The organism is Saccharopolyspora sp. NPDC002686 (assembly GCF_040295745.1).
Classification (GTDB): Bacteria; Actinomycetota; Actinomycetes; order Mycobacteriales; family Pseudonocardiaceae; genus Saccharopolyspora; species Saccharopolyspora oryzae.
Map to the genome: position 1 here is coordinate 1 of NZ_JBEOVY010000192.1, position 14,520 is coordinate 14,520.

Annotated in this window: 12 protein-coding genes; 6 read left to right on the top strand and 6 right to left on the bottom strand. The window is 71.1% G+C overall.

The features are described from left to right. Window positions 1-67: 67 nt before the first annotated feature. A complete protein-coding gene (locus ABTZ89_RS23480; RefSeq protein WP_351048234.1) occupies window positions 68-802 on the bottom strand; it encodes an SDR family NAD(P)-dependent oxidoreductase in 735 nt (244 codons plus the stop codon). 85 nt (window positions 803-887) lie between these two features. Here ABTZ89_RS23480 and ABTZ89_RS23485 point away from each other — a divergent pair, with 85 nt between their 5' ends. Both ABTZ89_RS23485 and ABTZ89_RS23490 read left to right on the top strand, forming a co-directional pair. Further along, window positions 888-1,382 carry a MarR family winged helix-turn-helix transcriptional regulator gene (locus tag ABTZ89_RS23485; RefSeq protein ID WP_351048237.1) on the top strand — a complete coding sequence of 165 codons (495 nt, stop codon included), beginning with the start codon at window positions 888-890 and terminating at the stop codon, window positions 1,380-1,382. 84 nt (window positions 1,383-1,466) lie between these two features. Then, window positions 1,467-1,919: a hypothetical protein gene (locus ABTZ89_RS23490; protein ID WP_270954434.1), complete on the top strand. Its 453-nt coding sequence runs from the start codon at window positions 1,467-1,469 to the stop codon at window positions 1,917-1,919. Here the strand turns inward: ABTZ89_RS23490 and ABTZ89_RS23495 are convergent, their stop codons facing one another. The 3 genes from ABTZ89_RS23495 to ABTZ89_RS23505 form a co-directional block, all read right to left on the bottom strand. Further along, complete coding sequence (locus tag ABTZ89_RS23495; protein ID WP_270954435.1) at window positions 1,920-2,498, bottom strand: peroxidase-related enzyme; 579 nt, start codon at window positions 2,496-2,498, stop codon at window positions 1,920-1,922. A 171-nt stretch (window positions 2,499-2,669) separates the two neighbouring features. Next, window positions 2,670-4,016 (bottom strand): MFS transporter, encoded by a 1,347-nt coding sequence (locus ABTZ89_RS23500; RefSeq protein WP_351048241.1) that lies wholly within the window; start codon window positions 4,014-4,016, stop codon window positions 2,670-2,672. A gap of 182 nt (window positions 4,017-4,198) precedes the next feature. Further along, the gene (locus ABTZ89_RS23505) at window positions 4,199-4,849 is read right to left on the bottom strand and encodes a TetR family transcriptional regulator (protein WP_351048244.1); all 651 of its coding nucleotides are present in this window, start codon (window positions 4,847-4,849) and stop codon (window positions 4,199-4,201) included. A 115-nt stretch (window positions 4,850-4,964) separates the two neighbouring features. Between ABTZ89_RS23505 and ABTZ89_RS23510 the strand changes: the two genes are divergently transcribed. The 3 genes from ABTZ89_RS23510 to ABTZ89_RS23520 all read left to right on the top strand — a co-directional run bounded on the left by ABTZ89_RS23510 (window position 4,965) and on the right by ABTZ89_RS23520 (window position 9,973). Next, window positions 4,965-5,843, top strand: coding sequence for a shikimate dehydrogenase (locus ABTZ89_RS23510; RefSeq protein ID WP_270953940.1), 879 nt, complete (start codon window positions 4,965-4,967; stop codon window positions 5,841-5,843). Continuing rightward, on the top strand, window positions 5,830-7,656 hold the full coding sequence (locus tag ABTZ89_RS23515; protein WP_351048247.1) for a bifunctional sugar phosphate isomerase/epimerase/4-hydroxyphenylpyruvate dioxygenase family protein: 1,827 nt from the start codon (window positions 5,830-5,832) through the stop codon (window positions 7,654-7,656). Before ABTZ89_RS23510 ends, ABTZ89_RS23515 begins: the two co-directional genes overlap by 14 nt. A gap of 160 nt (window positions 7,657-7,816) precedes the next feature. Then, on the top strand, window positions 7,817-9,973 hold the full coding sequence (locus tag ABTZ89_RS23520; protein ID WP_351048250.1) for a beta-glucosidase: 2,157 nt from the start codon (window positions 7,817-7,819) through the stop codon (window positions 9,971-9,973). Here the strand turns inward: ABTZ89_RS23520 and lanL are convergent. Further along, entirely contained in the window at window positions 9,970-12,504 is a 2,535-nt protein-coding gene (gene lanL / locus ABTZ89_RS23525) for a class IV lanthionine synthetase LanL (protein WP_351048253.1), read from the bottom strand. The genes ABTZ89_RS23520 and lanL overlap by 4 nt on opposite strands. A gap of 80 nt (window positions 12,505-12,584) precedes the next feature. Further along, window positions 12,585-12,755 carry an SflA family class IV lanthipeptide gene (locus ABTZ89_RS23530; protein WP_270953945.1) on the bottom strand — a complete coding sequence of 57 codons (171 nt, stop codon included), beginning with the start codon at window positions 12,753-12,755 and terminating at the stop codon, window positions 12,585-12,587. A 304-nt stretch (window positions 12,756-13,059) separates the two neighbouring features. Between ABTZ89_RS23530 and ABTZ89_RS23535 the strand changes: the two genes are divergently transcribed. Beyond that, a partial coding sequence (locus ABTZ89_RS23535) for an ATP-binding cassette domain-containing protein (RefSeq protein WP_351048256.1) occupies window positions 13,060-14,520 on the top strand: 1,461 nt, incomplete at its 3' end.

The window sequence follows — 14,520 nt, forward strand, 5'->3', positions numbered from 1 at the left end:
CGTTCGTGGACGTCGTGGTGTCCCGGTTGGCCCTATCGACCCGGTCGATCGGTCCACTGCGGCCGGTTCAGCGCCCCAGGTGCATTCCGCCGGAGACGTGCAGGACCTGCCCGGTGATGTGCGATGCCTCCGGCGAGGCGAGGAAGTGGACGAGCGCGGCCACCTCGTCGACCCGGCCGAGGCGCCCGTCGGCGGCCCGCGACTCGACGAATTCGCGCCGTGCGGCGGGGAAGTCGCCGCCGCGGAAGAAGTCCGTGCCCTCGGTCGGCCCGGGGGAGACGACGTTGGCGGTGATGCCGCGCGCGCCGAGCTGGAAGGCCAGCTCGGAGGTCCACGGCTCCAGCGTCGCCTTGACCGCGCCGTAGCTGCCCTGCCCGGACCGCGCGGTCACGGAGCCGAGGTTGACGATCCGCGCGTGGTCGGCGAGCCGGGGCAGCAGCGCTTGCGTCACGAGCACGGCGCTGAGCACGTTCGCCTCGAAGTTCGCCGCCCAGGAGGCGCGCACCGCTTCGAGGTCGTCGGCCGCCGGAGCGCCGTTGGGCAGGTCGGTGTTGCCGCCCGCCGCGTTGACCAGCACGTCGATCCGGTCGGGGAGTTCGGCCGCGGCGGCCCGGACCGCTGCCGGGTCGGTGGCGTCGACCGGGACGGCGCGCGCCGACGAGCCCAGCTCGGCGACGGTCTCGGCGAGCTTCTCCGGGCGCCGGCCCAGCACTGCCACCTGGTCGCCGTTCGCCACCAGTCGTGCTGCCACGGCGCGACCGATCCCGGTGCCGCCGCCGGTGACGACTGCGTTGCGGGACATGTTCCCTCCTAGTTCTTTAGGTCTAAAGACGTAGCCGATGCTAGCCACTCTTTAGGTCTAAAGACAACCGGGCTAGACTGCGCCCATGAACGCCGACGCGGTGGACGGCATCGTCGAGCAGTGGGCGCGGGAGCGGCCGGACATGCCGGTGGACTCCATCGGGGTGATCGCCCGGATCCTGCGCATCGCCAAGCTGATCACCGACGAGCGCCGCCGCGCGCTGGCCGAGCTGGGCATCGACAGCGCCACCCTCGACCTGCTCGCCACGCTGCGCCGCGCGGGTGCGCCCTACCGGCTCAGCCCGGCCGACATCGCAGAGAAATGCCTGGTCAGTGGTGGTGCGATCACGCAGCGCGTGACGCGGGCCGAGGACGCCGGGCTGGTGCGGACCCAGCGGTCGGCCTCCGGGAAGCGGACCGTGGCCGTGGAGCTCACCGAGCACGGCCACCAGGTGATCGAGCACGACATCGAGGTGCTGATCGGCCGGGAGCGCCGGCTGGTGTCCGGACTGTCCACCGGAGACCGCCGGCAGCTGGAGGGGCTGCTGCGCGAACTGCTGGGGCACATGAGCAGCGATTGACCCTCCGCCGCGCCGCGGGAACTCGGCGTCACCTGCTCCGGTAGACTTCAGCGGCCGGGGAGCAGAGTGGAAGTGAGAGTCTCGATGGCACGTGACGCGGACCGCGGCGGTTCCGCGGGCAACTCAGGGATCTTGAGCCGGATCGACAAGTTCTGCTGGATCCCCGTGGTGCCGATGCTGCTGCTGGCGCTCTTGGTCGTGATCCTGTTTCAGATCTACGAGCTGAGCCTGCTGCTGCTGGTGGGGGCGCTGATCATCCTCGGTTTCGACCTCTGGGTGAACAGCCGCAACAAGTCGGCCGCGCCGCGCCAGCCGCGCCGCGCCCCGCGCGATGACGACGACTTCTTCGGCGACGCCGACGACCGCCCCCGCCGTGAACCGGCCCGCCGGCCCGCGCGCCAGGCCCCGCAGGGGCGCCCCGCCGCTGCTCGCGGCGGAGCCCCGCGAGGCGGCGCCACCCGCGCCGCGAACCCGCCGCGCGGTGGGCAGGGCCGGCCGCAGCAGCGCCCGGGCGGTCGTCCCGGCGTCCGCCGCTGACTACTTCCTGGGCACGCGGCCCATCAGGAAGAACTCCTCGTTGGGCCGGAGCGCCATCAGGTGCGCCATCCGGTTGGACATCGCGAAGAACGCGGTGATCGCACCGATGTCCCAGATCTCGTCCTCGGACAGGCCTGCTTCGCGCGCTGCGGTCAGGTCGTGCTCGCCGAAGAGCGCTGAGTCCTGGGACAGCGCCAGCGCCAGGTCCACGATGGCCCGGCGCCGGTCGTCCAGCTGAGCGCCCCACGGGTTGGCGGCCACCAGGTCCGCCAGCTGGGAGTCCTTCGCGCGCACCCGCAGGATCGCGCCGTGCGCGACGATGCAGTACGTGCAGTGGTTGGCCGCCGAGGTCGCCACCACGACCAGTTCCCGCTCGGCCTTGGTCAGGCCGGAATCGCGTTCCATCAGCGCGTCGTGGTAGTCGCAGAACGCGCGCAGCTCGTCCGGCCGGTGCCCCATCGCGAGGAAGACGTTGGGCACGAATCCGGACTTCTCCGCCAAGGCCCCGATGCGCTCCCGCAGATCCTCGGGAAGATCCGCGAGCTGCACCGAACCGAACCGGCTGATCTCATCACTCATGCCCGGCACGGTATTACCCGGACCAGCGCCACCGCGAGCCCCGGAAATTTCGTCGGCCACCCGGAACCCGGTTCCGATCGGCATCGGCCCCCGCCGGGCAACGGCGGGGGCCGGATCGAGGCAGCTCCACAATGGACGGAGGCCGGGGTGCGGGCACCCCGGCCTCCGGTGTCAGACGCTCACTGCGTTCCGCTGCGCCTCGCCGTTCGTTTTGGGCGGCTTCAGCCCCAGTTCCTCGGTCGGTACCCGGTGGGTCTCCCGCCCGGTGGCCACCGCGACCGCGTTGAGCACGCACAGGCCCGCGGTGAACAGCGCGACGTTCACCCAGCCGTCCCGGCCGCCGCCGATGGCTTCGGCGATGCTCGGGGCGAATCCGGCGATCGCGAACCCGATCTGGGTGCCGACGGCCATGCCGGACAGCCGGACCCGGGCCGGGAACATCTCACCGTAGAAGGCGGGCCAGATCCCGTTGGTCGCGCTGTAGACGACGCCGAACATCAGGATCCCGGTCAGGAAGATCAGCGGGTAGTGGCCCGTCGACAGCGACCAGAGGTAGGCGGCCATCAGCGCCGCGCAGCCCAGCGAACCGCCGATGAACACCGGCTTGCGGCCGATCCGGTCGGCGAGCCGGGCCCACAGCGGGATCGTGATCAAGGCCGCGACGTTGGCGATCACCCCGACCCACAGGATCGGACTCCGCTCCAGGCCGACCGTGTTCACCGCGTAGCTCAGCGCGTAGACGGTGAAGATGGTGCTCACCGCGGCGATCACCGAGGCCACCACGACCCGCAGCACGTCGGCCCAGTGGTCGCGGAACAGCGGCGCCAGCGGGGTCTTGGCCCGCTTGGTCCCACCCGCGATCTCCTGCTCGAACACCGGGGTCTCGTCGAGCTTGCGGCGGATCACCAGGCCGACGACCACCACGACCGCGCTGAGCCAGAACGGCACCCGCCAGCCCCAGCTCAGCAGCTGCTCCTCGGGCAGTGCCGCCACCGGCAGGAACACCGCGGTCGCCAGGATCTGCCCGGCCTGGGTGCCGCTGAGCGTGAAGCTGGTGTAGTAGGCGCGGCGGTGCGACGGGGCGTGCTCCAGCGACATCGAGTTGGCGCCGGCCTGTTCCCCGGCGGCCGAGAAGCCCTGCAGCAGCCGCAGCGCGACCAGCAGCGCGGGTGCGGCGACGCCGATCTGCTGGTAGGTGGGCAGGCAGCCGACCAGCACGGTCGCCACCCCCATCAGCAGCACGGTGTGCACCATGACGCGCTTGCGGCCGAAGACGTCGCCGATGTGGCCGAGCACGAACGCGCCGATCGGCCGGGCCAGGTAGCCGACGCCGAAGGTGGCCAGCGCGAGCAGCGTGCCTGCGGCGGGGGAGGAGTCGGGGAAGAAGATCTTGTTGAACACCAGCGCGGCGGCGGTGCCGTAGATGAAGAAGTCGTAGTACTCCAGGGCGCTGCCGATCCACGCGGCGAGGGCGGCCTTGCGGGGTTTGCCGCGCTGGGCGGGCGGGTGGGAGGTCACTCGAAACTCCAGGAGTCCGTGCACCGTTGCTCAGACCGGCGACTTATGAACCATCTAGTTAGTTCCAAAGAGTGAAGTGTGCTCGGTCACCTGTCAAGGCCGTCTTTCGGAACGACTTCGACCGGATCTCCGGCGGGGCGCGGTGGGGGTGGGGTCGAGCGGCGCTGCGCGCCCGCTTCGGGTCAGCGGGCGGTGAGGAAGTCGATGACCAGGTCGCCGAGCATGGTGCGGTAGTGGTCGCGGCGCGCCGGGTCGAGCATGTCGCGCTGGAAGATCGCCTGGAACGTGTAGCGGTTCGCGGTGCGGAAGACGCAGAACGAGCTGATCACCATGTGGACGTCCAGCGCGTCGACGTCGTCGCGGAACACCCCGGTGGCCCGGCCGCGCTCCAGGATCCCGCCGAGCACGCCCACTGCCGGGTCGGCCAGCCGGGGGAGCAGGTCGGACTTGGTCAGGTGCTCGGCGCGGTGGATGTTCTCGATGCTGACCAGGCGGAGGAAGTCCGGGTGCGACTCGTGGTGGTCGAAGGTCAGCTCGGCCAGCCGGCGGATCGCCTCGACGGGGTCCGAGCTCTCGACGTCGACCTCGCTCTCGATGCCGCGGATCACCGAGTAGGCGTTCTCCAGCGCGGCCAGGTAGAGCTGCTCCTTGCCGCCGAAGTAGTAGTAGATCATCCGCTTGGTGGTGCTGGTGCGCGCGGCGATCTCGTCGACCCGGGCGCCCGCGTAGCCCTTGTCGGCGAATTCCAGGGTGGCGACCTCGAGGATCTCCGCGCGCGTCCGCTCGGCGTCGCGCTGCCGGACGTCACCGGTGTCGGACGTTGGTGCTGCCACGGCGCTCCCCTGGTGGATCGGTACTCGCGTTCACTGTAGTGCAGCGCCCCTTCCTAGATCCGGGCTTCCGCCCTACTATTAACTAGCTGGTTCGTTCATTAATTGAGGCGGGGATGTGCGCACGCAGGACAGCTACCTCATCGGGCTCGTCGGATCGGGCATCGGCCCATCGCTGAGCCCTCCGCTGCACGAGCACGAGGCCGACGAGCTCGGCATCCGGTACCTCTACCGCAGATGGGACCTGGACGTGCTGGGCAGGCCGGCCGAGGACATCGGCGAGCTGCTCGCCGCCGCCCGCACCGCCGGGTACGACGGGCTGAACATCACGCACCCGTGCAAGCAGCTGGTCATCGAGCACCTCGACGAGCTCTCGCCGGACGCCGTCGCGCTCGGCGCGGTCAACACGGTGGTGTTCACCGAGGGCCGCGCGATCGGGCACAACACCGACTGGTCCGGTTTCGCCCGGAACTTCAGCCGGGGTCTGCCGGACGCCCCGGTGGACCGCGTGGTCCTGCTCGGTGCGGGCGGAGCCGGATCGGCCGTCGCGCACGCGCTGCTGACGTTGGGCACCGGGGTGCTGCGAGTGCTCGACGCCGACCCGGGCCGCGCGGAGTCGCTGGCCGCGTCGCTGCGGGAGCGCTTCGGCGCCGACCGCGCCGAAGCCGCTAGCCTCGAGGTCGTCGCCGAGTCCTTGGCGTGGGCGGACGGCTTCGTGCACGCGACGCCGACGGGCATGGCCGCGCACCCCGGATCGCCGGTGCCCGCCGAGCTGCTGCGGCCCGAGCTGTGGGTCGCCGACGTGGTCTACCGGCCGTTGGAGACCGAACTGGTCGTCGCGGCGCGGGCCCGGGGTTGCCGGGTCCTCGACGGTGGCGGCATGGCCGTGTTCCAGGCCGTCGATTCGTTCCGGCTGTTCACCGGTGTGGAGCCGGACGCCGACCGGATGCTGAACCACTTCACCGAACTCGCCGGAGGCGTGCATGTCCGCAGTTGAACCCCGCCGGGTGATCGCCACCGTCTGCCTGTCCGGAACCCTGGAGGACAAGCTGGCCGCCGCCGCTGCCGCGGGGTTCGACGGGGTGGAGATCTTCGAGAACGACCTCATCGCCTCGGCCGCGTCGCCCGCCGAGATCCGGCAGCGCTGCGCGGACCTCGGACTGACCATCGACCTCTACCAGCCGTTCCGCGATTTCGAAGCGGTTCCGCCGGACGTGCTGCAGGCCAACCTGCGGCGCGCCGAGCGCAAGTTCGACGTGATGGAGCAGCTGGGCGTCGACCTGGTCCTGGTGTGCTCGACGGTCTCCCCGGACGCGGTGGACGACGACGAGCTGGCCGCCGGGCAACTGCGCGTGCTCGCGGAACGCGCCGCTGCCCGCGGCATGCGCGTCGCTTACGAAGCGCTGGCGTGGGGCCGGTTCGTCAACACCTACGAGCACTCGTGGCGCATCGTGCGCCGCGCCGACCACCCGGCGCTGGGTGTGTGCCTGGACAGCTTCCACGTGCTCTCGCGGGGCAGCGACCCGGCGCTGATCCGCACGATTCCCGGGGAGAAGCTGTTCTTCCTGCAGCTGGCCGACGCGCCGCGGCTGGACATGGACGTGCTGCAGTGGAGCCGGCACCACCGGCTGTTCCCGGGCCAGGGCTCCTTCGACCTGCCCGCTTTCGTGGGCAACGTGCTGTCCACCGGCTACCGCGGACCGCTCTCGCTGGAGGTCTTCAACGACGTCTTCCGCCAGGCCGACCCGAAACCCGCTGCGCTGGACGCGATGCGGTCGCTGCGCCTGCTGGAGGAGCAGGTGGGGTTGCCGGTGGCCGCACCGGCACCGGAACTGACCGGTCATGCCTTCGCGGAACTGGCCGTGGACGAGGTGTCCGGTGCGCAGCTCGCCGGAACCCTCGCCGCGCTCGGCTTCGAGCGCACCGGTGAGCACGGCAGCAAACCGGTCCAGCTGTGGGAGCAGGGCGGCGCGCGGGTGCTGCTGAACGCGAAGTCGGAAACGCCGGACTCGGCGATGATCGGTGCGTTGGCGGTGGAGAGCGCCGACCCGAGCAGTTCCGCGCTGCGGGCGGATGCCATGCACGCACCGATCCTGCCGCGCACGCGCGGGCCGGAGGAGGCGAACCTGGCGTCCGTGGCGGCGCCGGACGGCACCGAGGTGTTCTTCTGCGGCGCCGGGTCCGACAGCTGGCTCGCGGACTTCCCCGGGGCCGGCACGTCCGCGGTGCCGGGACTGGGCATCACCGGCATCGACCACGTCGCGCTGACCCAGCCGTTCGACCACTTCGACGAGGCCGCGCTGTTCTACCGCTCGGTGGTCGGGCTGCAACCGGAACCGATCGCGGAGTACGCGGCACCGTTCGGCATGGTGCGCACGCGAGGAGTCGTCGACCCGACCGGAGCGGTGCGCATCGCGCTGACCGGCACGCTGGTGCGCCGCGGTGAGTGGGCCCCGGCGGTGCGCGATCCGCAGCACATCGCGTTCGCCTGCGACGACGTGCTGGCCGCTGCGCGCACACTGCGGGAGCGGGGAGCGCCGGTCCTGCGAATCCCGGACAACTACTACGACGACCTCGACGCCCGGCTGGACCTGGGGCCGGAACTGCTGGCGCAGCTGCGCGCGAACTCGGTGCTCTACGACCGCGACGAGCACGGCGAGTACCTGCACGTGTGCACCGAGATGCTGGGCTCGCGCATCTTCTTCGAGCTCGTCCAGCGCATCGGGAGCTACGCGGGTTACGGCGTGCCCAACGCTCCGGTCCGCATGGCGGCCCACCGCCGGCAGCGCCTCGACGCCACTGGCGGTTGAGAGCACGGGGCGTCTGCCGGCCGTCGATTCGCCGGCGGGCGCCCTTGACTGTCCTCAGTGGACCTGATTCGGGTGTGCGGCGGAATGCGTGCATCTGGGCGATGACCGGAGTGCTCCGTCCACCCAGACTTGGGCGAATCTGCGCGAGAGGAGCCCGGTCGTGGTGTTCAGCCGTCGAACGTTCCTGTCGGTATCGGCCCTGGTCCTGGCCTCCGGGAGGCCTGCGGCGGCCGCGCCCGGTCGTTGCGGCGACCACCCGTGGTGCGCTCCCGTCCTGCCGCCGGACGAACGGGCCTCGCTGCTGCTGCGCGAGCTGACCCTGCCGGAGAAGATCTCCCTGCTCGGCGGTGACGACCTGGTGGGACCGGCCGGGATGCCGGGCGGTCACACCGGAACGGGGAACGGCGTCGAGCGGCTCGACGTGCCACCGGTGCACTACGGCGATGGTCCGATCGGAGCTCGGCAGGGCAACGGCACCGCCATGCCCGCGACCATCGCCCTGGCCGCGGGTTTCGACCGCGATCTGGCGTCCCGCTACGGCGCCGCGGTCGCCAACGAGATCAAGCTCAAGGGCAACGACGTGGTCTTCGGACCGACCGTGGACATCGTCCGGACCCCGTTGTCCGGCCGCACCTTCGAGGGGTTCGGCGAGGACCCGCACCTGACCGGCAGGCTCGCGGTGTCCTGGATCGGCGGAGCGCACCGCGAAGGCCTGATCGTCTGCGTGAAGCACTTCGCGGCGTACAACCAGGAAGGAGTGCTCGGCGCGGTCGGTTCGCGGATGACCTACGACGCGATCGTCGACGAGCGGACCTTGCGGGAGATCCACCTGCCGCCGTTCGAAGCCGCGGTGCGCGAGGCCGGGGTCGGCGCGGTGATGGGCTCCTACAACCGGCTCAACGGCCAGTACGCGTGCGAGAACCAGTGGCTGCTCAACGACCTGCTCAAGGGCGAGTGGGGCTTCGCCGGGTACACCATCGCCGACTACGGGGCCACCAGGAACACCGGGAACTCGCTGAGCAACGGCCTGGACTTCGAGCCCTGGCCCGCCCTGGTGTACTCGCCACCCGCCATCTCGGCGGCGCTCGCGGCGGGCCGGGCCAGCACCGCCGACGTCGACGACCACGCGCACCGCATCCTGCGGACGATGTTCGCCCACGGCCTGTTCGACCGCCCGCCGTTCCCGCCGGACGATTCCTCGATCGACCGGGAAGCGCACCTGGAGCTGGCCGGCGAGGTGGCCGAGCACGGGACGACGCTGCTGGTCAACGACGGTGTGCTGCCGCTGGACGAGAACTCCCTGCGGGGCGGGCGGATCGCGGTCATCGGCGAGGCGGCGAACCGGTTCGTGCAGGGCGGTGGTTCTTCGTCGGTCACCCCGTTCGAGGTCGTCACGCCGCGCCAGGGCATCGAGCGGCGGGCAGGCGCGGAGATCACCGTCAGCTACCACCCGGGCGGCGACCCGCGAGCGGCCGCGGCGGCGGCGCGGGAGGCGGACGTGGCGATCGTCTTCGCCGCCGACCTCCAGTCGGAGTTCGTGGACAAGGCGGGCTTGGACGTCGACGCAGGTCTGGTGTCGTTCCCGCCGCCCGCCGCGGGCAATCCGCTGGTCGACCAGGACGCGGTGGTCGAAGCGGTGGTGGCGGCGAACCCCAACGCGATCGTGGTGCTGGAGACCGGAGGACCGGTGCTCACCCCGTGGCGCCACCGGGTACGAGCACTGCTGGAAGCGTGGTACCCGGGTGCGAACGCAGGCACAGCGCTCGCCCGCGTGCTGTTCGGCGACGTCGACCCCGGTGGTCGGCTCCCGGTGACGTTCCCCGCGCGCGAATCCGACCTCCCGACGGCCGGCGACCCGAAGCGCTACCCGGGAATCGCCGAGCGGGTGCACTACTCGGAAGGCGTCTTCGTCGGGTACCGGCACTACGACGGGGCGGGGATCGAGCCCGCGTTCCCCTTCGGACACGGACTCTCCTACACCGAGTTCGAGTACGCGGACCTGCGCGTGGACGGCATGATCGCGACCGCGTCGGTCACCAACGCGGGACACCGCCGGGGGTTCGCGGTGCCGCAGCTCTACCTCGGCCTGCCGTCGCCGAGCGCGGAGGTCCGCCAACCTCCCAAGCAGCTCAAGGGGTTTCGCAAGATCGCTCTGGAACCGGGTGAAACGGCGGAGGTCACCTTCGAGCTCACCGAACGGGACCTGTCCTACTGGGACGAGACGTCGAAGTCCTGGCGAATCGCACCGGGACGTGTCGCTGTGCTGGTCGGTGAATCCTCCCGGGACATCCGCCTCGCCGCCGAGCTGCGCGTTTAGACCGGCGAGGTCCAGTCCGGGGTCCAGAGGCGGGCGCCGTCGCGCTGGTGCAGGCGGCGGAGGAAGGACAGGACTCCGGAGGTTCCGGTGGACCACGGGGCGCTGGAGTCCTTCAGCGAGTTGTCGGGGAAGACCGGCGCCGAGTACTCACCGCCGCTGCGGGCGAGGACGTGGACGGCGATCTCCTCCGCACCCCGCCAGAACTCCTCGTCCCCGGTGGCGATGGCCAGGTCGACGAGCGCCTCGCCCATGCCCGCCAGGCCGCAGCACTGCGAGACCACCCACGACTGCGCGGCCAGGCCGAGGCAAGCACGTGCGCCGTCCTTGGCCCGCGCGAGGTAGCGGTCGTCGTCCCAGTGCTGAGCTGCGGCGAGCAGCGCCGACGAGATGCCCGACATGCCTTGGCACCAGGAAGCCGCCATCGGCCGCGCGGGACGTCCTCGCATGATCCGGACGAGCTCCGCCGCTTCGTCGGCGAGCACTTCGAACCGCTTCGCGGCGGACTCCTCCGCCGTCCGATCACCGGTGCGCTGGTGGTAGGACAGCAGGAAGTGCGCGATTCCCGCGCTGCCGTGCGCGAAACCGGCCTCCAGCGCCACCCCGGTCTCGGGATCGGCGGGCACCGAGTCCTCGGTGTCCCGGGTCTGGCCGGAGAGCAGCCGGCGCGCGCACTCGTCGGCGATCGCCAGGTGCCCGCCGTCCGGATCCAGGCCGTGCAGCACCAGGTGTCCCGCACCGATACCGGCCACGCCGTGCATGCAATCGGCGCGTTCGTCGTCGCCGAGCCCGATCGGTTCGGACACCGGCAGGTCCGGTGCGGTCCGGCGAGCCGCGGCGAGGAAGATCTCGGTCCCGGTCCGTCCGAAGTACAACGAGGCGGGCAGCCGGGCCGGTGGGGTCGCCGCGATCGTCCAGCGGGCCAGCTCGATCCCGGCGTCGACGCCCTCGGGGTGGTGCAGCAGCTCCAAGCCGAGTCCGGCCGATCCGCTGTAGACGTTGGTCTTGGGCGGTTCCGAAGTGCCGCGCTCGACCGACTCCGACGCCATCTCGTGCGCGGCGGCCACGCAGCCGCCGATCGTGTGCGCCAGCACGGATTCCAGCAGATCGGAGGTGAGTTCGGGCGACTTGGGCCGGTGCCCGCGACGGGTGGTGCGGTGATCGCGGAGGTCCGCGAAAGCCGCGGTGCGCTCCGCCGGGTCCAGGCTGAGCAGACCCGGGATCAGCGCGCGAACACCGGTCGCGTTCGGGTAGAGCCGTTCCAGGCACAGCAGGGTGCGCTCCAGGTTGCGCACCGGGTCGGGGTCGATGTCGATCGGGTTGATCCCGGTGGCGGCGAAGAACAGCGTCGCGCCCAGGGAGAAGTAGTCATCGCTGGGTTCGGCCGGGCGATCGGTGTACTGGTCGGGCACGCTGTAGCCGCGCGTCCACCCGTGCAGCTGGAAGCCGTCGAAGTGGCTGTTGCCGAAATCGATGAGCGTGCAGCGGCCCTCGTCGACGACCACGTTCTTCGGGGAGAGGTCGCGCACCACGACGCCGCGCTCGTGCACCGCCGCGAGGACGTCGGCCAGCTGCGCGGCCAGCCTGCCCAGGTCCTGCTCGGGAGTGGTGGGGTCGTCGAAGAACCTGGTCTGCTCGCCGACGTGCCGGTTGAGATCGCGGGTACCGGCGTCGGTGGTCACCAGGTACTCGTCCTCGCCGTGCCGGAAGTGGTCGAGCAGCCGCGGCACCCCGTCCACCCCGTCCAGGGCCTGCAGCACCCGCCGCTCGTTGCGCATCTGCGTCCGCAGATCGATGCCGTTGACGTTCTCCCCGACGTGGGCGCGGGCTTCCTTTACCACCACCTGCTGCCCGTCCGGCGTGGTGGCGCGGTAGACGTTGCCGCGAGGTCCGCGCATGACCCCGGACGTCAGCCGGTAGCGGCCGCCGAGCACCGTCGCGCGCGGCTCGGCGCCGTACGCGTCGGCGCGGAACGGGTCGCTGGCCCACGGCGGGCAGCTGAACTCCGGTCCGGCAGCGCCCGGATGCGCACTGCCGTCGGGTCCGATCACGACGAGTTCGAAGTCGCCGTTGTCGTCCACCCGGTACTGGGCGCGGAACGGCGCATACCGGTAGTACACCGGGGAATCCGGGCGGATGCGGCGGTCGCTGGTGATCCGGGGACCCGTCATCCCGACCAGCGCCTCGGCCAGCAGACCGCCCAGCCGCACCACGTCGTCCTGCGGCGGGTAGACGGTCATCGCCTTGCCGACGGTGGCCGGATCGACGTCGCCGGAGTTGAGCTCCCTCAGGACCTCGGGGGAGCGCGCGACCTTGAAGTCGCAGTCGTGGGACAGCAGCAGCGGCAGGGCGATGTCGACGGTCTGCCCGAGGGTGCCCGGACGTGCCGAGATGTGCAGCTTCCAGCCCTGGTCGGGCACCGCACCACCGGGGTTGCGCACGCTCACCCAGGTGTCGTCGACCGCCACCTCCCGGCCCGCGGACGCCGCGGCTCGCGCCAGCTGGTCGGGCAGATCGGTCGTCGTGCTGTTCATCCAGTCGCTCCCCGGTCGCGAGGTGAAGGAGCGGCGGGGAAGTCCGATGCGGATTTCCCCGCCGCCGTGGCGAAAACTCGTCAGACGATGGACGGACAGCACGGGAAGCTGCTGCACACCGTCCGCTTGCAGGTGTTCACGCACGCCTGCGGACCGTGCAGGACCTCTTTGAAGTCGACCTCGAACTCGACCGAAACCTCTTCGATGGCAACGGTTCCCGCGTCGCGGGGCTCCAGAAGCTGCGTCGGCATGATAGCTCCTCTCTCGTCCGCCGGTCTGGCGGAACGTTGTGTTGGTCGCCGAGGTGCACTTCGGATTTCGCAGTGCACCAACGAATTCGGGTGGACGCGCTCCCCACAGCGCGACGCTCTCCCCGGGGCGACCCCTGAGATTGTTGGCACATCCGGGTTCGCATACCTAGAGCCAAACGAGGGACAACGCTTACCGGGCGCCCTTTGCTTGGACTAGCTTTCCGGACGTGATGGGGACAAGTCGTTGTCCGGCAAGGAAACCGGGAATCGGACATCGCGCATGCTGAGGCGGCGGAATCGCGCCGTGGCCGAACCGGCCGATCTCGTCGCGCCGTACTGGCAGGCGCACGACGCGGAGCTGCTGTCCGCGGGGTTGGGGGCGATCGCGCGGCGCCTGCCGGGGCTGGTCGGCGACGCGATCCGGGTCGCCTGGCAGGCCAGCCGCGCCGACACCGCGGCCACGCTGGGTCTCAACGTGCTGGCGGGCCTGTTCACCGCTTTCGGTCTCCTCGCCACCAACGACGTGCTGGAATCGCTGTTCGCGGCAGGCGCGACCGCGGACCGGGTCCGCGCGGCGATCCCCGCACTGCTGCTGGTGGCCGCGGCCGCGGGGCTGCGCGCGGGGATGATGGCGGTTGCCGCGTGGGCGCAGGAGCGGTTGAAGCCGCAGGTCGAGCGACTGGCCGAGACCCGGTTGTTCCGGCTGACCACCCGGGTCGAGCTCTCCGCGTTCGACGACGAGGAGTTCCACAACTCGATGCAGCGGGCGCGCGACAACGGCGTGCCCGACTCGGCGACCGTCGTGGAGATGACGGTCAACGTGCTCACCGGCGTGATCGGGGTGCTCTCGGCGGCGGTGACCCTGGGCATCCTGCACCCGGCGCTGATGCCGTTGCTGCTGGTGACGGCGGTGCCGGACAGCTGGGCGGCGCTGCGGTCGGCGCGGATGCGCTATGCGGCTTTCCGCCGGATCTCCACCGCGCGGCGGCGGAAGTTCCTGCTCTCCGACCTGATGGCCGAGCGACCGCCGGCCGCGGAGGTGCGGGCCTTCACGCTGCGCCGCTTCCTGCTCGGCGAGTACGACCGCATCGCCGAGTACGAGCAGCGCGTGGAGCTCGACGTCGCCTGGCAGCGGGCGACCACGCGCATGACCGGCGACCTGCTCGGCGGCATCGCGCTCGGCGCGGTGTACGGGACGCTCGGCCTGATGCTCGCATTCGGATTCGTGCCGCTGGCGGTGGTGGGCACCGCCGTGCTGACCATCCGGGCGAGCCAGTCGTCCCTGACCAGCTTGGTGCAGTCGGTGAACAAGCTCTACGAGGCAGGGCTGTACTTCGGGGACTACCTGGAGTTCTGCGCACTGGCCGAGAAGTTCGTGCCACCCGAGCGCACGGCGCAGCTCGAGCCGTTCCGCCGGATCGAGGCCGACGCGGTCCGCTTCACGTATCCAGGAGCGGACACGCCCGCGCTGGACGGGGTGAGTGTGGCGGTCGAGCGCGGTGAGGTCGTGGCGCTGGTGGGGGAGAACGGGTCGGGCAAGACGACGCTGGCCAAGCTGCTGGCCGGGCTGTACGCGCCGGACTCCGGCGCGGTCCGGTGGGACGGCGTCGACCTCGCCGAGGTCTCCGGCGATGCGCTGCGCGAACGCATCTCGGTGATCGCCCAGGATCACACGCGCTGGCCGCTGACCGCCGCCCAGAACATCACGATGGGCAGGCCGCGCGACGACGAGCGGCTGGACGAGGCAGCGCGCACCGCCGGCGCC